This is a genomic window from Variovorax sp. LG9.2 (genome assembly GCF_035018885.1).
In the GTDB taxonomy this organism is placed as follows: Bacteria; Pseudomonadota; Gammaproteobacteria; order Burkholderiales; family Burkholderiaceae_C; genus Variovorax.
The window spans coordinates 39,984-59,634 of the sequence record NZ_JASJXB010000016.1 but is presented as its reverse complement, the minus strand read 5'-3'; the positions used below and the strand labels follow the sequence as shown (position 1 = coordinate 59,634).

Genomic DNA, 19,651 nt, shown 5'->3' with positions numbered 1-19,651 from the left:
GCCGTTCAGAACTCTTCGAGCGGCAAGCCCACGTAGTTTTCCGAAAGCGAGGTCGACGCCGCGTGCGAATGCACGAGGTAGTCGAGCTCCGCTTCCTGGATCTTCTGGCCGAACTCGCCCGTGTCGGGGAAACGATGCATGAGCGAGGTGAACCACCATGAGAAGCGCTCGGCCTTCCAGACGCGGCGCAGGCAGAGATCCGAGTACCGGTCCAGCCCCGATGCGCTCTTCTCGCCGTAAAAAATATCGAGTGATCGCGCGAGGTAGCCGACATCGGCCGCCGCGAGGTTGAGCCCCTTAGCGCCGGTCGGCGGCACGATGTGCGCCGCATCGCCAGCCAGAAACAGCGAGCCGAAGCGCATTGGCTCCGCCACGAAACTGCGCAGCGGTGCGATGCTCTTTTCGATCGACGGACCGGTGACCAGCCGCTCGCGAGCTTCTGGGTCGAGGCGAGATCGCAGCTCGTTCCAGAACGCTTCATCGCTCCAGTTCTCTACGCGCTCTTCGGTCGGCACCTGCACGTAGTAGCGGCTGCGGGTCGCGCTCCGCATACTGCACAGCGCAAAGCCGCGGGCGGTGTTGGCGTAGATGAGTTCGTGCGACACGGGAGGCACATCGGCCAGCACCCCGAGCCAGCCGAAGGGGTAGACCTTTTCGTAGATGTGCAGCGCATCGACCGGCACGCTGGCACGGCTGACGCCGTGATAACCGTCGCAGCCGGCGATGAAGTCGCACTCGATCTCGTGCGTCTGCCCGTCTTTCTCGTAGCGGACGCGTGGGTGCGACGAGTCGAAATCGTGCAGGCTGACCGGCGATGCGCTGTAGATGGTCGTGAGCCCAGCGGCGCTGCGCGCCTCCATCAGGTCGAGTGTGACCTCGGTTTGGCCGTACACCGTAACCTGCTTACCATCCGTGAGGCCACGCATGTCTATGCGATGTCGCTCGCCTTTGAAGAGCAATTCGATGCCTCCGTGCGGCAGCCCTTCGGCGCGCGCCCGTGCGTCGACACCTGCCCGCGCCAGCAAGTCCATCGTGACCTGCTCGAGCACGCCGGCACGGATGCGGCCCCGCACATAGTCGCCGGTCTGGCGCTCGACGACGATGTTGTCGATGCCGGCTTTGTGCAGCAACTGGCCGAGCAGCAGGCCGGCCGGCCCCGCTCCGATGATGGCAACTTGGGTTCGCATGTCTGACTCCGTTCTGTCCGTCTTGGTTGTTCGTAGCGTAGGGCGAAGTGCTTGCTGCCAGGTGCCGACGACGTAAGCCTTGTGCGATCATGCGAATTGCTGCGCGATCATCGCGCAACAGTTCCAGCGCCATCACTCGCAATGACCATCGCCAAGCCCGACTTCATCGAAGGCATCGCCAAAGGCATGGCGGTGTTGGAGAGTTTCGACACTGAGCGCCAACGGCTCAACGCCACGCTTGCGGCCGAGCGCGCTGGCTTGACGCGCGCAGCCGCACGTCGTCATCTGCTGACGCTCGCGCACCTGGGCTACCTGGAAACCGATGGCAGTTACTTCTGGATGTCGCCGAAGGTGCTTCGCTTTTCCGGTAGCTATCTTGCTTCGTCGCGCCTGCCTCGTGCTTTGCAGCCGACGCTCAACCGGCTCGCAGCGCAGACCGGCGAATCGTTTTCAGCGGTGGTGCTCGATGGCGAAGAGGTGGTCATCGTCGCGCGCAGCGGCAGTTATGGCATGCCGACGCGCGTGCTGGCGTACGGACTGCATCTTGGCGCGCGTTTACCGGCGCACGCTACGTCGACCGGCCGCGTGCTGCTTGCCGCGCTGACGCCGGCGCAGCTCTCGCTCTGGCTGAAGGGCCGCACCTTGCCACGCCTCACGCCTCACACCGTCACGCAGGCGCGGCTGCTGCGCCAATGCATTACCGAGGTGCGCAAGCAGGACTGCAGTTTCGCAGGCGAAGAGCATGAATTGGGAGTGCAGGCACTGGCCGTGCCGCTGCGCAACATGCAGGGGCAGACAGTGGCGGCGCTGAACGTGGTCTTGTCGGGCGGACGGCACGATGCGGACGCGTTGCTGCGCCGGATGCTGCCTTTGTTGTTCGAGGCTGCACGCGAACTCAGGGCGCTGCTTTAAGGTGCGTTAAGCCCCATCGAAGTTCACCGGTTCAAAATCAGACCACCATGCGACTGCTCCTGCTCGAAGACGACGTGATGATCGGCGAGGCCGTGCTCGACCTGCTGCGTGCGGAGGACTATGCGGTCGACTGGGTGAAGGACGGCGAGGCAGCAGACTTTGCCTTGCGCTCTCAGCAATACGACCTGGTTCTGCTCGACCTCGGCGTGCCGAGGCGCGACGGTCTAGAGGTCCTGCGTAGCCTGCGCGCTCGCAAACAACGCATGCCGGTGCTGATCGCGACAGCGCGCGACTCCATTCAACAGCGCATAGAAGGCCTCGACGCCGGCGCCGACGATTACGTGATCAAACCCTACGATCTCGACGAGTTGCTCGCCCGCATTCGTGCGTTGCTGCGGCGTGCGTCGGGCCGCGCCGAGCCGGTGTACGAGCACATGGGCGTGAGCATCAACCCCGCCACTCGCGAGGTCACGGTGGCCGGCCAACCCGTCGTTCTGTCGGCGCGCGAGTGGGCAGTGCTGGAGCCGTTGCTGGCACGGCCCGGCATGGTGCTGTCGCGCGCGCAGATCGAAGAAAAGCTCTACAGCTGGAAAGACGAAATCAGCAGCAACGCCATCGAGGTCTACGTGCATGGTCTGCGCAAGAAGCTCGGCGCCGACCTGATCCGCAACGTGCGTGGCGTTGGCTACATGGTGCCGAAGGCATGAGGGCGCTGAGAACATGACGGGCGCGATGACCGGCTCGCTGCGCGCGCGCCTCTTGTGGTTTTTGCTCGCGGCCATTGTCCTGGCAGCCGGCGTGCAGGCGCTGGTGGCGTACCGTACGGTGCTGAACGAAGCCGACGAAATTTTCGACTATCACATGCAGCAGATGGCGCTGTCGCTTCGCGCCGGCTTACCACCGAGTGCGGCAGTGGGCGGCATCGGCGCCGGCGAACAGAACTTCGAGTTCGTGGTGCAGGTCTGGACCACCGAGGGCGTGCGAATTTTCGAATCAGCGGAAGAGGCCGCGTTGCCGCAACTCGCGGTGCTCGGCTTTGCCGACGTGCGAGCGCGCGGCACGACTTACCGCGTGTTCTCGGTGCAGACCCACGGTCTCGTCATCCAGGTGGCGCAGGACCTCCGGGTGCGCAAGCGCATGGCGGGCGCGCTGGCGTTACGCACGATTGGGCCGATCGCGCTGATGGCACCGCTGTTGATGCTGGTCGTGTGGTGGGTGGTGAGCCGGTCTCTCGCGCCGGTGGCGCGTGTGCGTCGTCAGGTTGCCGCGCGCGAGGCCAACGAGCTGTCGCCGGTGAGCGAAGAAGGCTTGCCCGAGGAAGTGCGGCCGCTGGTGCACGAACTCAATCTGCTTTTCGATCGGGTGCGCCATGCATTCGACGCACAGAAGCACTTCGTGGCCGACGCGGCGCACGAGTTGAGGTCGCCGCTGACCGCGCTCAAGTTGCAGGTGCAGAGCTTGCAGCGTGCACCTGACGAGGCGACACGCAACATCGCTATTGGAAGATTGGCAGCGGGCATCGATCGCGCGACGCGACTTGTCGAACAGATGCTGGCATTGGCGCGCCACGAGGCCAGCATGGCGGCAGGCGCAAAGCCCGAGCAAGTCGACCTCAACGAAGTCGCGCGGCTGGCTGTGTCCGACGCCATTGCCAACGCACAGGCCCGGCGTATCGACATCGGCGTCGCGCATGCCGATGCGAATGTGGCGGCAGTGGTTGTGCAAGGCCAGCCGGAGGCGCTGCGCATGATGCTGCGTAACCTGCTCGACAACGCCGTCAAGTACACGCCCGAAGGCGGCCGGGTCGACATCGGCATTGCGCAGCGCGATGCGGGTGTCGAGCTGAGCGTCGACGACAGCGGCCCCGGCCTGCCGGAGAGCGAACGAGGGCGCGTGCTCGACCGTTTCTATCGTTCTGGTGAACCACAGGCACCCGGCAGCGGACTGGGCCTGGCCATCGTCAAATCGATTGCCGACCTTCATGACGCCACGGTGTCGCTGGGCGCATCGCCGAGCCTCGGCGGTCTGCGCGTCCTGATCCGGTGGGAAGACAGGACCGGCAAGACCGACACGGCCGGCAAGACCTGAGCTGCCTCGCGTTTAAGCAGCGCTTAAGTCAGCGCTGCGACATTCCTTTCATTGCATGTTCCTTACCGCTTTGAAAGGCTTCCGAAATGAACGCATCCCGTCTCACTTCCCCGCGCGCCATCGTGCTCGCACTCGCCGCCGCCGGTGTGCTCGGCGCGGCAGCCACGGGCGCTTACACCAGCGCCAACGCGCTGGGCTCCGGCACGCCGACCGTCATCACCGCACCGGCGGCTTCGGTCGCACCGCAGATCACCTTGCCGGACTTCTCGACCATCACCACGCGTGATGGCCCGGCCGTGGTCAACATCAGTGTGACGGGCGTCACCAAGACTGCCGACGAAGACGGCGCTGCGGGTCTCCAGGGCATCGACCCCAACGATCCGATGTACGAGTTCTTCAAGCGTTTCCAGGGCCAGATGCCGCACGGTCAGCGTGGCCATCCGGGCCAGGGCGGCGGTGAGCATGAGACGCCGATGCGCGGCCAGGGCTCTGGCTTCATCATCAGCGCCGACGGCACCATCCTTACCAACGCACACGTCGTGAAGGATGCGAAGGAGGTCACCGTCAAGCTGACCGATCGACGCGAATTCCGCGCCAAGGTGCTCGGCGTTGATGCCAAAACCGACATTGCAGTGCTCAAGATCGAGGCCAAAAACCTGCCTACGCTGGCGCTCGGCAACACCAAGGACCTGAAGGTCGGCGAATGGGTGCTGGCGATCGGTTCGCCGTTCGGTTTCGAGAACACGGTGACAGCCGGTGTGGTGAGCGCCAAGGGCCGCACCTTGCCCGACGACAGCTACGTGCCCTTCATCCAGACCGACGTTGCCATCAACCCCGGCAACTCCGGTGGCCCGCTGTTGAACTCACGCGGTGAGGTCGTCGGCATCAACTCGCAGATCTACACCCGCAGTGGCGGCTATCAGGGCGTGTCCTTCGCGATCCCGATCGACGTCGCGGTGCAGATCAAGAACCAGATCGTCGCGACCGGCAAGGCGACGCACGGCAAGCTGGGCATCGCGATCCAGGAAGTGAACCAGGCCTTTGCCGACTCCTTCAAGCTGGACAAGCCCGAAGGCGCGCTGGTCGCGAACATCGAGAAGGGCAGCGCCGGCGACCTGGCGGGCCTGCGCACGGGTGACGTCATCCGCAAGGTCGATGGCGAGCCGATCATTTCGTCGGGCGATCTGCCGGCCATCATCGGCCAGCAAGCACCGGGCACCAAGGTAACGCTGGAAGTGTGGCGCCAGGGCGAGCGGCAGACGTTGACCGCCAAGTTGGGCGACGCCAGCGAGAAGTCGACCAAGGTCGCCAAGGCGGACGACGCGGCAGGAAAGGGCAAGCTGGGTCTCGCGCTGCGTCCGTTGCGGCCGCAGGAGCAGCGCGAGGCAGCCGTCGAGGGCGGCTTGCTGATCGAAGACAGCGCTGGTCCTTCAGCGATGGCGGGCGTACAGGCCGGCGATGTGCTGCTGGCCATCAACGGCACGCCAGCGAAGACCGTGGAGCAAGTACGCGATATTGCGGCCAAGGCTGACAAATCGGTTGCATTGCTGATACAGCGCGGCAGCGACAAGATCTTTGTGCCGGTGCGCGTCGGTTAAATAGCCAGACTTCGCACTGTGAAAGCCTGCTACCCGTTGGGTATCAGGCTTTTTTTGTGATTAATTTCCCTGCATTTGTTAATTTCAGGTAATTGAGAAACGCCTTCTGGCTGATTGATCGAATTGCCGGCATGAGCGTGATTTTTATTACGCGAAAAGTTCCTGTCTCGCAACTACAGTGCGTCACGTTCGAAAACAAACGCATCCTCAGGGGAATGACAATGGAATCTCTTTTTTTGCTACTAACCGCATGGACAGCCATTCTTTGCTACTTTGCATGGGTTGTTTACGGTCGTCGCTTTTCGGGAGCCATACAAAAAATAAATTTGAAGCCAGGAAGCGATACATCTCAGGCTGAAATCTTCTCTTGTCTGCTGAGCGGAAATATTGCATTGATCGAAAAAGACAATTTCAATCAACTGGCCAGTTCGTTATCGTCAGAAAAAATTCAACAAGTTTTATTTCGTTATTGGCAAATTGATGGACCCGAGTCTTTCTCGGTGGGATTTCAGCAGGCTTTCTTCCAGCTCGGCGACACACATGCAATCGAGCGCGAAGCATTCAGCGCCTGGAACACCGGTTTTGCATGCAATACGGCCACTTACATCAGGCTCTTCGATGTCTGCAAGTTTCTATCGGTCAATGCGGCGTTGATCGAGCCCGGCCGTATCGGTGCTCGCCAGCTCAACATGACGGCTTGGGACATCCAGCGTCTGGCCTATCTCGTGCGACTCGGTCATGCCGCGCACTACATGTCGCGCGACGCTGCTCTGCAATCGTTGCGTCGGCTCAGCGTGGCTGCACGGGCCCACTATGCGAGCTGGGAAGACTTTTCGATCTCGGCGCTGATCGGCATGGGTGTGCGCTCGGAGGTCGACGTGTTGCAAGCCAGTGTCTGGCATGGCTTTGCACAGACGCATGTTGCATTGACTGCAGTGGACGGAGCGCCTTTTGCGCAGGTCGCCTGGACGCCCGGCGTTCAGGCTCCTAAGCAAGTCCCTAGGCAAACGCATGTAGCGCGCACCAACCCACTGGGCGACGCGCGGGCGCCGGTCGTAACCGGCCTGTGAAGTAGAGGAATCACAGCAGGAATCACCGCAGGAGGTCACCGCAGGAGATCACCGCAGGTTAGGTTAGGTTTGTTTGCGCATACGGGATGGTGCGTCGGGCACACGACTGACTTTGCGCGGCGGTGGCGGCGGCAAGGGCGTGATCGTCGGGTCTGCAGCGTTGTCGGCGTGATCGATCTTCGGGAAAATGAGGCGATGCAGATCGAACGCGGAAAGCCCACCACCATCGACTTGTACGTCAAAGGCGCGACCGACGCAGAAAAGGCGTGCGGCGCTGCGGCCGCTTTCGCCTTCTTCGACGCGCATCGCGTGTCACCGTGGGATGCGGCCCGCGCTTACTTCATCCGCGAAGAACAGGAGAAGGCCGCCACGCTCGGCCACTCGCTGGAGATGACGCCGCGGGAGCGCGAGTGGGCCGACGTCTTCGACCGGTCGGAGCAGGTGGCGCTCGATGCCTGCTGTGCCGGGTGGGCATCGATTCCAGCGGGCGCGCATTTCGTGTTGAACGGCGATGTACCTGAAAACTATTCGGGCGATCCGGATGCGTAGTCGATCGGAGACCCCATGACTGAAAAAATCGAATCGAAACGCGCGAGCGACCTGCTGTGGAACGCCTGGAACGACCACGCGGTCCTGGACCGGTTGCCCGACGACTGCCGACCCACGCGTCGCGCCGATGGCTATGCCGTGCAGCAGCACATCGAGGCGCGCAGCCACACGACGCTCTACGGCTGGAAGATCGCCGCCACCAGCGTGGCAGGCCAGAAACATATCGGGGTGACTGGTCCGCTCGCAGGCCGCCTGCTGCGCGAGCGCGTGGCAGATGTGGGTGCAACGCTCTCGCTGAACGGCAACCGCATGGCGGTCGCGGAGGCCGAGTTCGCCTTCCGAATGAGACACGACCTGCCGTCGCGCAGTGCACCGTATTCGTTTGCCGAAGTGATGGACGCCGTCGGCTCGCTACATCCTTCCATCGAGGTGCCAGATTCGCGCTACGCCGACTTCGTTACGGCCGGAGAGGCGCAGTTGATTGCCGACAATGCCTGCGCGCACGAGTTTGTCGAAGGGCCTGTCGCGCCCAATACCTGGCGTGACATGGACCTGGCTGCGCACGCGGTGCATGCCATGGTCGATGGGACATCGCGTCGATACGAACGAAGCGGTAGCGGTGCGGCGGTGCTCGGCGATCCGCGCGAAGCGCTGGTCTGGCTGGTCAATGAGCTTTCATCGCTGCACATTGCGCTGCGGGCCGGACAGATCGTGACCACCGGCGCCTGCATCGCGCCACTCGAGGTCGCGCCCGGCGATCACGTGCGGGCCGACTTCGGCGTGCTGGGCTCGGTCGACGTTCGATTCGCGGACTGACAAGGTCGCGCCCCAAACATCCAGCGGCTGTGAGCGCATCGCGGCCTCGAGTTCCGGCCCGGCTTTCAGCTCCGAGTAGCCAACTGCCCCAGCGCGAACACCGAGTTCGGTCCCTTGGGCATTCTCGGCTTGGCGCGTTGCCGATTGGCCGGCAGGCTGACGGCCACCATCTCGCGCATCGAACTGCGTTGTGCTGCCTCGGGCCGCACCAGTGATTGCAAAGTGACAGAGTCGAGGTAGTCGACCACCTGCCGGCCCAAGGAGGCCCAGAGTTCCATCGTCGTCACTCGATCGGGGCTTGGCGCCGCCCGCCGCTCGGTGTCTCGCGCGGGAGGCACGGGACCGTCGACGGCGAAGAGGATGTCGGCCACCGTGATCTTCGACGCGTCGCGCGCCAGCGCGTAGCCGCCGCCGGGACCACGTGTCGAAGCCACGAGTTCGTGTCGACGCAAGCGCGCGAACAACGCCTCGAGATAGGACAGCGAGACGTTTTGCCGCTGGCTCAGGATGCTGAGATTGATAGGGCGGTCAGACGCGTTTTCGGCCATGTCGAGCATGGCGGCGACGGCGAAGCGACCTTTGGTGGTGAGGCGCATGGTGACAGTCTCCAGAGTGGGTGGTGTTCGGTTCTGTTCGGGTTCTGTTGAACTTGTTTGACCACTCTAAATTCTTTGTCACTTCAGGAAAATTCGAATAATTGCCACCAACCCTTCGAAGTTTCCGAAGCATCTATCTTCGCGCGCCGGCTCTAGCGATCGAAAGCGGGCCGCTTCGGATCGAACTTCCAGCCAGGAATCAGCGCCTGCATTGCCGTCGCATCGTCACGAGAGCCGAGCCCGTGCTGCTTGTACAACTGGTGCGCCTTCTCTACTTCGGCCATGTCCAGTTCGACGCCCAGTCCCGGTTTCTTCGGCACCTGTATGTGGCCGCCGACGATCTGCAGCGGCTCCTTCGTCAGTCGCTGACCGTCTTGCCAGATCCAGTGCGTGTCGATGGCGGTCACCTTGCCAGGCGCCGCCGCACCGACGTGCGTGAACATCGCCAACGACACGTCGAAGTGATTGTTCGAATGGCTGCCCCAGGTCAGGCCCCAGTCGCGGCAGGTCTGCGCGACGCGCACCGAACCAGCCATGGTCCAGAAATGCGGGTCGGCCAGCGGGATGTCGACCGACTGCAGTGAGAGCGCATGCGTCAGCTGACGCCAGTCGGTGGCGATCATGTTGGTCGCGGTCGGCAGGCCGGTGGCGCGGCGGAATTCGGCCATCACCTCGCGGCCTGAAAAACCGTCTTCGGCTCCACAGGGGTCCTCTGCATAAGCGACCAACCCGCGCATGCGATGGCCCAGGCGGATCGCATCTTTCAGCAGCCAGCCACCGTTCGGATCGAGCGTGACGCGCGCCTCGGGAAAGCGCTCGTGCAGCGCGACGATGGCGTCGACTTCTTCGTCGCCACGCAGCACGCCGCCTTTGAGTTTGAAGTCGTTGAAGCCGTATTTGGCGCGCGCCGCTTCGGCCAGCGCGACGATGGCTGCGGGCGTCATGGCTGTCTCGTGCCGAAGGCGAAACCAGTCGTTGTCGGCATCAGCGTCCGTGACGTAGGGCAGGTCGGTCTTCGCCTTGTCGCCGACGTAGAAAAGATAGCCCAGCATCTCGACCGAGTCGCGTTGCTGGCCTTCGCCGAGCAACGCTGCGACCGGCACATCGAGGTGCTGGCCGAGCAGGTCGAGCAGGGCAGATTCGATGGCCGTTACCGCATGAATGGTGGTGCGCAGGTCGAAGGTCTGCAGGCCGCGACCGCCGCTGTCGCGATCTGCGAACTTCGTCTGCACTTCTTGCAGCAGGCGCTGTTGCGAACCGAGCGGCTGACTGACGACCAGCGGGCGCGCGTCTTCGAGGGTCTGGCGGATCTTTTCGCCGCCCGGCACCTCGCCTACGCCGGTGCGGCCGGCGCTGTCGGTGAGGATGAGGATGTTGCGGGTGAAGAAGGGACCGTGCGCGCCGCTCAGGTTGAGCAGCATGCTGTCGCGCCCCGCCACCGGAATGACGCGCAGTTCGGTGATGCGCGGGGTGGAAGATTCAGGCATCGCTTGTCTCCATATTCAGAGCCTCATTCATTACGCCAAGGTGTACGCCGTTTTCACCGTGGTGAAGAACTCCTGCGCGTACTTGCCTTGCTCGCGCGGCCCGTAGCTCGAACCCTTGCGGCCGCCGAAGGGCACGTGGTAGTCGACCCCCGCAGTCGGCAGGTTGACCATCACCATGCCGGCCTGGCTGTGCCGCTTGAAGTGCGTCGCGTACTTGAGGCTGGTGGTTGCAATGCCGGCCGACAAACCGAACTCCGTGTCGTTGGCGGTGAAGAGCGCTTCGTCGTAGTTCTTGACCTTGATGACACTTGCCACCGGTCCGAAGATCTCTTCCTTGTTGATACGCATCGACGCCACCGATTCGCTGAAGAGCGCCGGCGACATGTAGAAGCCCTCGGTCGCGAGCTTGAGGCGTTCGCCGCCCGCGGCCAGCGTGGCGCCTTCGTCCTTGCCGATCTGCACGTACTCCAGATCCTGGTCGAGCTGGCTTTGGCTCGACACCGGGCCGACATCGGTACCTGCGGTGAGCGCATCGCCCACCTTGATCTTCGCCATGCGTTCTTTCATCGCGTCGATGAACTTCGGGTAGATGCCTTCGGTCACGATGAGGCGGCTCGACGCCGTGCAGCGCTGGCCGGTCGCGTAGAAGGCGCTTTGCACGCTGAGCTCGACGGCTTGCGCCAGGTCGGCATCGTCGAGCACGACTTGCGGGTTCTTGCCGCCCATTTCGAGCTGCACCTTCTTTTGGTTCGTCACGCACTGGATGCCGATCGCACGACCCACGCCGACCGAGCCGGTGAAGCTGATCGCGTGCACGCCGGGGTGATTCACCAGTGCGTTGCCGATGACGCTACCGCGGCCCATCACCAGGTTGAAGACACCGGCTGGAATGCCCGAGCGGCTGATGATCTCGGCCAGTGCCCAGGCGCTGCCCGGCACCAGGTCGGCGGGCTTCAACACCACGCAATTGCCGAAGGCCAGGGCAGGCGCGATCTTCCAGGCCGGGATCGCGATTGGGAAGTTCCAAGGCGTGATGAGGCCGACGACGCCGACCGGTTCGCGCGTGATCTCCACGCCGATGTTCGGTCGCACCGAAGGCAGCAGTTCGCCCGACAGCCGCAGGCATTCACCCGCGAAGAACTTGAAGATCTGGCCGGCGCGCGTGGCCTCGCCGATGCCTTCGGGCTTGGTCTTGCCTTCTTCGCGAGCGAGCAGCGTGCCGAGTTCTTCCTTGCGCGCAAGGATCTCGGTGCCGATCTTGTCGAGCGCATCGGAGCGGACCTGGATGCTGCCGGTGGCCCAGGCCGGGAAGGCGGCGGTAGCGGCTGCCACAGCGGCTTCGACATGCACAGCGTCGCCCTGCGTGTACTCGGCGATGGTGTCGCCGAGGTTCGACGGGTTCAGGTTCGGGCTGTAGCTGCTGCCCTTGGTCCACTCGCCGCCGATGAGGTTGTCGTGTTGTTGCATGTGTTGGCTTTCAGAGGCCTTGCGGGCCGAGCTTGTCGATAAGAACCTTCAGCATCTCGACTTCGTCGGGCTTCAGGTCGGTGAGTGGGGGGCGAACCGGGCCGGCGCTGTGGCCGACGATGGTCGCGCCTGCCTTGACGATGCTCACGGCATAGCCCTGCATGCGGTTGCGGATCTCCAGGTACGGCATGAAGAAGTCTTTGAGCAATCGATGCTGAGTCGCCATGTCGTCGTCGCGCACGGCTGCGTAGAACTGCATCGCCGTCTTCGGGATGAAGTTGAAGACTGCCGACGAATAGACGGGCGTACCCATTGCTTTGTAGGCCGCGGCATAGACCTCCGCCGTGGGCAAGCCGCCAAGGTAGGCGAAGCGGTCGCCCATGCGCTGGTACACAGCGACCATCGCCTCGATGTCGCCCACGCCGTCCTTGAAGCCGACGAGGTTCGGGTTGCGTTCGGCAAGGCCTGCGAGCGTGTCGGCCTTGAAGCGCGTGGCGCCGCCGCGGTTGTAGACCACCACGCCGAAGTCAACGCTCTTGCACACGGCGTCGACGTGTGCGGCCAGACCTTCCTGTCCTGCTTCGGTCAGGTAATGCGGCATCAAAAGGATGCCGTGCGCGCCGGCCTTTTCAGCGGCTTGTGCGCACTGGATCGCGAAGCGCGTCGGACCACCGGCGCCGGCAATGATGGGCACCACGCCGCGGCAGGTGTCGACTGCGGTCTGGATGATGCCGGGGTACTCGTCGCCGGTCAGCGAGAAGAACTCACCGGTTCCACCGGCCGCGAAGAGCGCGGTTGCACCGTACGGCGCCAGCCATTCGAGGCGCTTCTCATAGCCCTTCTTGTCGAAGTCGCCATGGCTGTCGAAATCGGTCAGCGGGAACGAGAGCAGGCCGGAGCCCATGATGGTTTTAAGTTCTTGCGGGTTCATGCGTTGGCGGGAGTGAATTCGTTGAAATTGGCCGAGAGAAGGGCGTCCGTTCAGTGGAACGGATCAGGTCACCGGCGCCGGATTGAACAGCACCAGCGCGTTGTGCAGCTTCCAGTGCTCGGCCCACGTCTTCTTGCGGCCGCTGGCGACGTCGAGCATCAGCTGGAACATCTCCCAGCCGACGTCGGCGATCGTCTTTTCGCCCGTGGCGATGGTGCCGGCGTTGATGTCCATGAGGTCGTGCCAGCGGCGTGCCAGGTCTTCGCGCGTGGCTACTTTGATAACGGGCACCTCGGCCAGACCGTAAGGCGTGCCGCGGCCGGTGGTGAACACGTGCAGGTTCATGCCGGCGGCGAGTTGAAGCGTGCCGCAGATGAAGTCGCTGGCCGGAGTGGCCGCGTAGATCAGGCCGCTGGTGATGCCCTTTTGCCGCGCGCTTTCGCCCGGTGCGAGGACGCCTGAAATCGGCGAGGTGCCCGACTTCACGATCGAGCCCATTGCCTTCTCGACGATGTTCGACAGGCCGCCTTGCTTGTTGCCCGGCGTGGTGTTGGCGCTGCGGTCGACACGGCCTTTGTCCAGGTAGGCGTCGTACCAGGCCATCTCGCGGATCATGGCTTCGGCCACTTCCGGCGTGCTTGCGCGCGAGGTGAGTTGGTCGATGCCGTCGCGCACCTCGGTCACTTCGGAGAACATGACGGTGGCACCGGCACGCACCAGCAGGTCGGTGCAAAAACCGACGGCCGGATTGGCGGTGACGCCAGAGAACGCATCGCTGCCGCCGCATTGCACGCCGACCACCAGTGCGCTCGCCGGCACGGTCTCGCGGCGGCGATCGTTCAGGCGTTCAAGGTGTTCTTCGGCCTGCCGCATGATCGACTCGACCATCGACATGAAACCGACATGCGCATCGTCTTGAAGGCACACGACGTCGAGCTTGGGGCTGGCGTTGTCGCCGACATCGGCCACGTTGCGCTCGTCGATCAGCGGGATGGTGCCGGGTGGCATCAGGCGCTCGGGCTGCAGCTTTTCGCAGCCCAGACTGACCAGCATCACCTCGCCGCCGAAGTTCGGGTTGAGGCTGATGTTGCGCAGCGTGCGGATCGGGATGATCGCGTCGGGCGCGTCGATGGCGACGCCGCAGCCGTAGGTGTGTTCGAGCGCCACCACGTCGTCGACGTTCGGGTACTTGGGCAGCAGTTCGGCCTTGATGCGTGTCACTGCGAAGTCGGTGACACCGGCCACGCACTGCACGGTCTGCGTGATGGCCAGGATGTTGCGGGTGCCGACCGAGCCGTCGAGATTGCGAAAGCCCTCGAAGGTGTAGTCCTCCAGTGGCGGTTGCGGTTCGGGCTTGACGGTGGCGATGGGCAGGCCGACCAACTCGCGCGCGGCCGGCATCTTCAGAAGGCGTTCGTGCACCCAGGTGCCGGCCTTCAAGTCCTTCAGCGCATAGCCGATGACCACGTTGTAGCGCCGCACTTCGCCGCCCGTGGGAATGTCTATCAGCGCGACCTTGTGGGCTTGCGGCACCTTGTCGACGAGGGCAAGGCCGGACGGGAAGACGGTGCCTACAGGAAGGCCGCCATTGTTGACGACGATGGCGACGTTGTCGCGGTCGTCCATCGTGATGTAGAGGGGCGCGCGAGGTGTGCTCATGGGTGTTCTAAGTTATACGATGACCCCGCAGGGCTCGGGCAATGGTATCGTTATCAATCAATGCCGTCAACGAGTCGATTTGCAGTCTTTCATTGGTATTTCGGGTGTTTTCCCTTAGGTCATCTTAGTAAACGCGTTGTACGATGACCTGCGCTGTTGATGGGCTCGAGACTGACTCGACACCCATTCACGCATTTGTTCGACAAAGGCAGAAGTCCTTGCGGAGGCACCCCGATGAACGCTTCTTCCACCAGACCGGCGGCCGTTCCGTATCGCGGTCTGCCCAACACTTTCCGCGCTGAACTGGTCGCTGGCAAGCGCCTCATCGGCTGTTGGTGTTCGCTCGCCAGCCCGATCACCACCGAGGTTTTGGGCATCGCCGGCTTCGACTGGATCCTGCTGGATGCAGAGCACGCGCCGAACGATTCCATCAGCCTCATCCCGCAGCTGATGGCGTTGAAAGACAGCACCAGCGCGCCGGTGGTGCGGCCCTCGTGGAACAACACGGTCGAGATCAAGCGACTGCTCGATGCCGGTGTCTACAACTTGCTCATCCCGTTCGTGCAGAGCGCCGACGAAGCGCGGCACGCCGTGGCCGCCACGCGATATCCGCCGCAAGGCGTGCGCGGCGTGTCGGTGTCGCAGCGCGGCAATCGCTACGGCGGGCTCCCGCAGTACATCCATCAAGCCAACGACCACATCGCGGTGATGGTGCAGATCGAAAGCCGGGCGGGTGTCGAGGCGACTGCGGAGATTGCCGCGGTGGAGGGCATCGACGGCATCTTCGTCGGCCCGCAAGACCTCGCGGCCGGCTACGGCCATCTGCACAACCCGGGTCATCCCGATGTGCAGGCCGCGATCAAGCGAGTCTTCGACAGTGCGCGCGCCGCCGGCAAGCCGAGCGGCATCCTGGCGCCCGTCGAGGCCGATGCACGGCGCTACCTGGAGTGGGGCGCCACCTTCGTGGCGGTGGGCAGCGACCTGGGCGTGCTGCGCGGCGGCACGCAGGCGCTTTGCGACAAATACCGCGAGGGCGAAACGACACCGCTCGCTCCGCAATATTGATCGACTCGACTCAAGCGAACAACGAAGAACACATCAAATGAAAATCGGATTCATCGGCCTCGGCATCATGGGCGCGCCCATGGCACTCAACCTTCTGAACGCCGGTCACGAACTCTTCGTGCGCACCCGCAGCAAGGTGCCTGAAGCATTGTCGAAAGCCACCGCCTGCAAGACCAACGCCGATGTCGCGCGCGCCGCAGATGTCATCGTGCTGATGCTGCCCGACACGCCCGATGTCGATACGGTGCTGTTCGGCAAGGATGGCGTGGCCGAAGGCTTGTCAGCCGGCAAGACCGTGATGGACATGAGCAGCATCTCGCCCATCGAGACCAAGGTGTTCGCCAAAAAAATCAACGACCTCGGCTGCGAGTACCTCGATGCGCCGGTGTCGGGCGGCGAGGTCGGCGCCAAGGCAGCCAGCCTCACGATCATGTGCGGCGGCTCCGAGGCGACCTTCGACAAGGTCAAGCCGCTGCTCGAAGCGATGGGGAAGAACATCACGCTGGTCGGCGGCAACGGCGACGGGCAGACCACCAAGGTGGCCAATCAGATCATCGTGGCGCTGAATATCGCTGCCGTGGGCGAGGCGCTGCTGTTCGCCAGCAAGGCCGGCGCCGATCCGGCCAAGGTGCGGCAGGCGCTGATGGGCGGCTTCGCGGCCAGCCGCATCCTAGAGGTGCACGGCGAGCGGATGATCAAGCGCACCTTCAACCCGGGCTTTCGCATCGCATTGCATCAAAAGGATCTGAGCCTGGCGCTGGCCGGCGCCAAGTCGATGGGCGTGGCCCTGCCGCAGACCGCATCGGCCGCACAGTTGATGGCGTCGTGCGCAGCGCATGGCTGGGACCAACTGGACCACTCGGCACTCGTGAAGGCGCTGGAGCAGATGGCCGCGCATGAAGTCGCAGCAGGCTGAGCCCGCTGGAGGTCGACTACAGATGCGCAGGGTCGGGCGCAACGGTCGAGTGCCGTTCGACGATCTGAAAGCCGACATCGATGATCGGATGCTCGACCTTCTCGCCGCGGCATCGCTGAAGGATGAGTCCGGCTGCCAGTCGGCCGATCTCGGCGCCGTCGATCTGCACCGTGGTCAGCGACGGTTGCATGTGCGCTGCGAACTCGGCGCCACCAAAGCCGCAGATCGCGAGGTCGTGCGGAATGCGCAGGCCACGGGACTGCGCTTCGATTTGCACGCCTTGCGCCAGCGTGTCCGAACTGCAGCAGACAGCCTGCAATCGGGGCTCTTGTGTCAGAAGCTCGGTGAGCGCGCGCCGTCCCAATGCGATGCTGCTCGGTGCCGGGACGATGGCCGTTGGAACATCGTGGCCCAAGGTCGTGACGAAGCCTTCGCGCCGAAGCATCGCGCGGTGGTCGTCGCCGGTTGCAATGCCGAGCTTCTTCCATCCTTTCGACCGCAGGTATTCAGCGACGGCTCCGCCTACTTTCTGGTGCGAGAACCCGACCAGCATGTCGGCCGGCCGATCGTTCAGGTCCCATGTCTCGACCAACGGGATGCCGGACCGGCTGAGACGTTCCCGAGCGGCTGGCGAGTGGACCAGCCCCGTCACCACGATGCCATCGGGTCGGCGGCTCATCATCGTGTTGAGCAACGCTTCTTCGCGGGCATGGTCGTAGCCGCTCTGGCCAAGGATGAGCTGGTAACCGGCGGCGTCCAGCGCGCTGGTCAACGCCTCCACTGTGGGCAAAAACTGCGCCACGGAAATCGCCGGCACCAGACCGGCCACCATCAGACTCCGCTTCGATTTGAGCCCGCCTGCCAGCAGGTTGGGGATGTAGCCGGTGAGCGCGACCGCCTGCTGCACACGGGCGATCGTCGCTTCCGACACGAGCGACGGATTGCTGAGGGCTCGCGACGCAGTGATGAGCGAAACGCCGGCCGCCTCGGCGACTTCACGCAGCCTGGCCGGCTTTAGGTGGAAGGCGTTCGAATTTTGATCGTGCACGCAAGCGAACTCCGAAATGACACCGTTGTCATTTTCACCCGATTTTTTTAAGCACCACACCGTAGACGACATGACCAAGGAAACTTCCATGAAGAAACTGCTGATCGCCACCTCCATCGGCCTGATGGCCTTTGCCGCCCACGCCCAGAACTGGCCCGAGAAGTCGGTGACGCTCGTCGTTCCGTTCCCGCCGGGCGGCTCGACCGACCAGGTCGCTCGCGCTGTCGCACCGCGGATGGGCGACAAGTTCAAGCAGTCGTTCCTGGTCGACAACAAGGCAGGCGCCACGGGCACCATCGGCGCCACCTTCGTCAAGCGCGCCGCACCGGATGGCTACACCTTTCTGGTCACGTCGCTGGGTCCGCTGGTGATCGTGCCGCACCTCATGAAGGGCCTGCAGTACGACCCGTTGAAAGACTTCGACCTGATCACGGTGGCGGTCGCTTCGCCAAACATCCTGGTGGTCCCGGCGAGCTCGCCGCACAAGAGCGTGGCAGACGTCATTGCCTACGAGAAGGCCAACCCCGGCAAGATGACTTTCGCCTCGGCCGGCAACGGTTCCAGCGACCACCTGACGGCCGAACTGTTCTGGCAGCAGACCGGCACCACCGGCGTCCACGTGCCGTACAAGGGCGGCGCACCCGCACACACCGACCTGATGGGCGGGCAGGTCGATGCCTCGTTCCAGAACGTCAACTCGGTGGCGCAGTACATCAAGGGCGGCAAGATGCGCGCGCTGGCCATCACCAGCCCCAAGCGCTCGCCGATCTTCCCCGACGTGCCGACGCTCGAAGAGGCAGGCGTGAAGGGCGTCGAGGTTGCTTCATGGCAGGCCATCGTGGCGCCGAAGGGCTTGCCCGTCGCTGTGCGCGACAAGGCCCATGCCGCGTTCGTCGAGGCGCTCAACGACCCGAAGGTCAAGGAGCAGTTCACCTCCATCGGCTTCGAGATGGTCGCCAACACGCCGGCACAGTTCGCAGAGTTTCAAAAGAAGGAATACGCGCGGTGGAAGAAGGTCATCGAAGCCGGAAAAATCACGATCGAGTGAGCAGGCTTTGATGAACCGAGCTACATCACCCGCACTGTCTAGCCAGGTTGCCGGCGACAGCATCGCCTGGATCCGCGTCTCTTCTTGCTACCTGCCGCTCGCCAACCCGATCAGCGATGCCAAGGTGCTGACCGGCCGGCAGAAGCCGATGACCGAAATCGCGATGCTCTTCGCCGAGATCGAGACGAAGGACGGGCACAAGGGCCTCGGCTTCAGCTACTCGAAGCGCGCCGGTGGGCCAGGCCAGTTCGCGCACGCGAAAGAGATTGCACCCGCGCTGCTGGGAGAAGACCCGAGCGACATCTCGAAGCTGTGGACCAAGCTGAGCTGGGCCGGCGCATCGGTGGGGCGCAGCGGCATGGCGGTGCAGTCCATCGGTGCCTTCGATGTCGCGCTGTACGACCTGAAGGCGCGCCGCGCCGGCCTGTCGCTTTCGAAGTTGCTGGGCTCGCAGCGTGACTCGGTGCGCTGCTACAACACCTCGGGCGGCTTCCTGCATACGCCCATCGATCAGCTGGTCGTCAATGCATCGGCATCGATCGAGCGCGGCATCGGCGGCATCAAGCTGAAGGTCGGGCAACCCGACGGCAAGCTCGACATCCGCCGCGTCGAAGCCGTGCGCAAACACTTGGGCGACGACGTGGCGCTGATGGTCGACGCCAACCAGCAATGGGACCGGCCGACGGCGCAGCGCATGTGCCGGATCTTCGAGCAGTTCAACCTGATATGGATCGAAGAGCCACTCGATGCGTACGACAACGAAGGCCACGCCGCGCTCGCCGCCAGCTTCGACACGCCCATCGCCACCGGCGAAATGCTGACCAGCGCGGCCGAGCACGGCGAGCTGATCCGCCATCGCGCGGCCGACTACCTGATGCCCGACGCACCGCGCGTCGGCGGCATCACGCCGTTCCTGAAGATCGCGGCACAGGCAGAGCAGGCGGGCCTGATGCTCGGCCCGCACTTCGCGATGGAACTGCATGTGCACCTCGGCGCGGTGTACGCAACCGAACCCTGGGTCGAGCACTTCGACTGGCTCGAACCGCTCTTCAACGAGCGGCTCGAAATCGCCAACGGCCGCATGCTGGTGCCGACGCGACCAGGACTCGGGCTCAGCCTGAGCGAGCAGTGCAGGGCGTGGACGCGAGAAGAGGTCGAGGTGGGCACGCGGCCCTGATGCACGAGGCGCGCCGCGCGCAGCATCTCCGCAACCA

General features: G+C 63.8%; 17 protein-coding genes and 1 pseudogene. 11 read left to right on the top strand and 7 right to left on the bottom strand.

Annotated features, from left to right (window positions below; translation table 11 throughout):
• Window positions 1-5: 5 nt before the first annotated feature.
• The gene (pobA, locus tag QN413_RS16935) at window positions 6-1,187 is read right to left on the bottom strand and encodes a 4-hydroxybenzoate 3-monooxygenase (protein WP_323497747.1); all 1,182 of its coding nucleotides are present in this window, start codon (window positions 1,185-1,187) and stop codon (window positions 6-8) included.
• Window positions 1,188-1,328: 141 nt separating this feature from the next.
• Here pobA and QN413_RS16930 point away from each other — a divergent pair, with 141 nt between their 5' ends.
• The 7 genes from QN413_RS16930 (at window position 1,329) to QN413_RS16900 (ending at window position 8,220) form a co-directional block, all read left to right on the top strand.
• Window positions 1,329-2,099 (top strand): IclR family transcriptional regulator domain-containing protein, encoded by a 771-nt coding sequence (locus QN413_RS16930; RefSeq protein ID WP_323497746.1) that lies wholly within the window; start codon window positions 1,329-1,331, stop codon window positions 2,097-2,099.
• A gap of 47 nt (window positions 2,100-2,146) precedes the next feature.
• A complete protein-coding gene (locus QN413_RS16925; protein ID WP_323497745.1) occupies window positions 2,147-2,806 on the top strand; it encodes a response regulator in 660 nt (219 codons plus the stop codon).
• A 13-nt stretch (window positions 2,807-2,819) separates the two neighbouring features.
• Window positions 2,820-4,187, top strand: coding sequence for an ATP-binding protein (locus QN413_RS16920; protein ID WP_323497744.1), 1,368 nt, complete (start codon window positions 2,820-2,822; stop codon window positions 4,185-4,187).
• Between the two features lie 86 nt (window positions 4,188-4,273).
• Window positions 4,274-5,785 (top strand): DegQ family serine endoprotease, encoded by a 1,512-nt coding sequence (locus QN413_RS16915; RefSeq protein ID WP_323497743.1) that lies wholly within the window; start codon window positions 4,274-4,276, stop codon window positions 5,783-5,785.
• Between the two features lie 131 nt (window positions 5,786-5,916).
• Entirely contained in the window at window positions 5,917-6,855 is a 939-nt protein-coding gene (locus QN413_RS16910; protein WP_323497742.1) for a DUF1266 domain-containing protein, read from the top strand.
• A 195-nt stretch (window positions 6,856-7,050) separates the two neighbouring features.
• Window positions 7,051-7,404 (top strand): hypothetical protein, encoded by a 354-nt coding sequence (locus tag QN413_RS16905; RefSeq protein WP_323497741.1) that lies wholly within the window; start codon window positions 7,051-7,053, stop codon window positions 7,402-7,404.
• A 15-nt stretch (window positions 7,405-7,419) separates the two neighbouring features.
• Window positions 7,420-8,220 (top strand): 2-keto-4-pentenoate hydratase, encoded by an 801-nt coding sequence (locus tag QN413_RS16900; protein WP_323497740.1) that lies wholly within the window; start codon window positions 7,420-7,422, stop codon window positions 8,218-8,220.
• A gap of 65 nt (window positions 8,221-8,285) precedes the next feature.
• On the opposite strand, the gene QN413_RS16895 is transcribed toward QN413_RS16900, so the two are convergent.
• From QN413_RS16895 to garD, 5 genes are all read right to left on the bottom strand, one after another.
• Entirely contained in the window at window positions 8,286-8,816 is a 531-nt protein-coding gene (locus tag QN413_RS16895; RefSeq protein WP_323497739.1) for an Rrf2 family transcriptional regulator, read from the bottom strand.
• A gap of 152 nt (window positions 8,817-8,968) precedes the next feature.
• Complete coding sequence (gene gudD, locus QN413_RS16890) at window positions 8,969-10,303, bottom strand: glucarate dehydratase (RefSeq protein ID WP_323497738.1); 1,335 nt, start codon at window positions 10,301-10,303, stop codon at window positions 8,969-8,971.
• 30 nt (window positions 10,304-10,333) lie between these two features.
• Window positions 10,334-11,770, bottom strand: coding sequence for an aldehyde dehydrogenase family protein (locus QN413_RS16885; RefSeq protein WP_323497737.1), 1,437 nt, complete (start codon window positions 11,768-11,770; stop codon window positions 10,334-10,336).
• Between the two features lie 10 nt (window positions 11,771-11,780).
• Window positions 11,781-12,701 (bottom strand): 5-dehydro-4-deoxyglucarate dehydratase, encoded by a 921-nt coding sequence (kdgD, locus tag QN413_RS16880; protein ID WP_323497736.1) that lies wholly within the window; start codon window positions 12,699-12,701, stop codon window positions 11,781-11,783.
• A gap of 63 nt (window positions 12,702-12,764) precedes the next feature.
• Window positions 12,765-14,360 carry a galactarate dehydratase gene (gene garD, locus QN413_RS16875; RefSeq protein WP_323497735.1) on the bottom strand — a complete coding sequence of 532 codons (1,596 nt, stop codon included), beginning with the start codon at window positions 14,358-14,360 and terminating at the stop codon, window positions 12,765-12,767.
• A 234-nt stretch (window positions 14,361-14,594) separates the two neighbouring features.
• Here garD and garL point away from each other — a divergent pair.
• Both garL and QN413_RS16865 read left to right on the top strand, forming a co-directional pair.
• Window positions 14,595-15,386, top strand: a pseudogene (garL, locus tag QN413_RS16870) (2-dehydro-3-deoxyglucarate aldolase); the annotation flags it as partial.
• A complete protein-coding gene (locus tag QN413_RS16865; protein WP_323497734.1) occupies window positions 15,289-16,341 on the top strand; it encodes a 2-hydroxy-3-oxopropionate reductase in 1,053 nt (350 codons plus the stop codon). The pseudogene garL and the gene QN413_RS16865, both read left to right, overlap by 98 nt.
• A gap of 16 nt (window positions 16,342-16,357) precedes the next feature.
• Here the strand turns inward: QN413_RS16865 and QN413_RS16860 are convergent, their stop codons facing one another.
• A complete protein-coding gene (locus tag QN413_RS16860) occupies window positions 16,358-17,389 on the bottom strand; it encodes a LacI family DNA-binding transcriptional regulator (protein WP_323497733.1) in 1,032 nt (343 codons plus the stop codon).
• An 88-nt stretch (window positions 17,390-17,477) separates the two neighbouring features.
• On the opposite strand from QN413_RS16860, the gene QN413_RS16855 reads away from it, so the two are divergent.
• The gene (locus tag QN413_RS16855; protein WP_323497732.1) at window positions 17,478-18,437 is read left to right on the top strand and encodes a tripartite tricarboxylate transporter substrate binding protein; all 960 of its coding nucleotides are present in this window, start codon (window positions 17,478-17,480) and stop codon (window positions 18,435-18,437) included.
• A gap of 10 nt (window positions 18,438-18,447) precedes the next feature.
• A complete protein-coding gene (locus QN413_RS16850) occupies window positions 18,448-19,614 on the top strand; it encodes an L-talarate/galactarate dehydratase (protein WP_323497731.1) in 1,167 nt (388 codons plus the stop codon).
• Window positions 19,615-19,651: the final 37 nt, after the last annotated feature.

Coding starts and splice junctions, on each gene's coding strand:
- QN413_RS16865 (WP_323497734.1), top strand. CDS start 15,289: ATGCACGGCGCTACCTGGAGTGGGGCGCCACCTTCGTGGCGGTGGGCA.
- garD (WP_323497735.1), bottom strand. CDS start 14,360: ATGAGCACACCTCGCGCGCCCCTCTACATCACGATGGACGACCGCGAC.
- pobA (WP_323497747.1), bottom strand. CDS start 1,187: ATGCGAACCCAAGTTGCCATCATCGGAGCGGGGCCGGCCGGCCTGCTG.
- kdgD (WP_323497736.1), bottom strand. CDS start 12,701: ATGAACCCGCAAGAACTTAAAACCATCATGGGCTCCGGCCTGCTCTCG.
- QN413_RS16910 (WP_323497742.1), top strand. CDS start 5,917: ATGAGCGTGATTTTTATTACGCGAAAAGTTCCTGTCTCGCAACTACAG.
- QN413_RS16930 (WP_323497746.1), top strand. CDS start 1,329: ATGACCATCGCCAAGCCCGACTTCATCGAAGGCATCGCCAAAGGCATG.
- QN413_RS16885 (WP_323497737.1), bottom strand. CDS start 11,770: ATGCAACAACACGACAACCTCATCGGCGGCGAGTGGACCAAGGGCAGC.
- gudD (WP_323497738.1), bottom strand. CDS start 10,303: ATGCCTGAATCTTCCACCCCGCGCATCACCGAACTGCGCGTCATTCCG.
- QN413_RS16915 (WP_323497743.1), top strand. CDS start 4,274: ATGAACGCATCCCGTCTCACTTCCCCGCGCGCCATCGTGCTCGCACTC.
- QN413_RS16855 (WP_323497732.1), top strand. CDS start 17,478: ATGAAGAAACTGCTGATCGCCACCTCCATCGGCCTGATGGCCTTTGCC.
- QN413_RS16905 (WP_323497741.1), top strand. CDS start 7,051: ATGCAGATCGAACGCGGAAAGCCCACCACCATCGACTTGTACGTCAAA.
- QN413_RS16920 (WP_323497744.1), top strand. CDS start 2,820: ATGACGGGCGCGATGACCGGCTCGCTGCGCGCGCGCCTCTTGTGGTTT.
- QN413_RS16900 (WP_323497740.1), top strand. CDS start 7,420: ATGACTGAAAAAATCGAATCGAAACGCGCGAGCGACCTGCTGTGGAAC.
- QN413_RS16925 (WP_323497745.1), top strand. CDS start 2,147: ATGCGACTGCTCCTGCTCGAAGACGACGTGATGATCGGCGAGGCCGTG.
- QN413_RS16850 (WP_323497731.1), top strand. CDS start 18,448: ATGAACCGAGCTACATCACCCGCACTGTCTAGCCAGGTTGCCGGCGAC.
- QN413_RS16895 (WP_323497739.1), bottom strand. CDS start 8,816: ATGCGCCTCACCACCAAAGGTCGCTTCGCCGTCGCCGCCATGCTCGAC.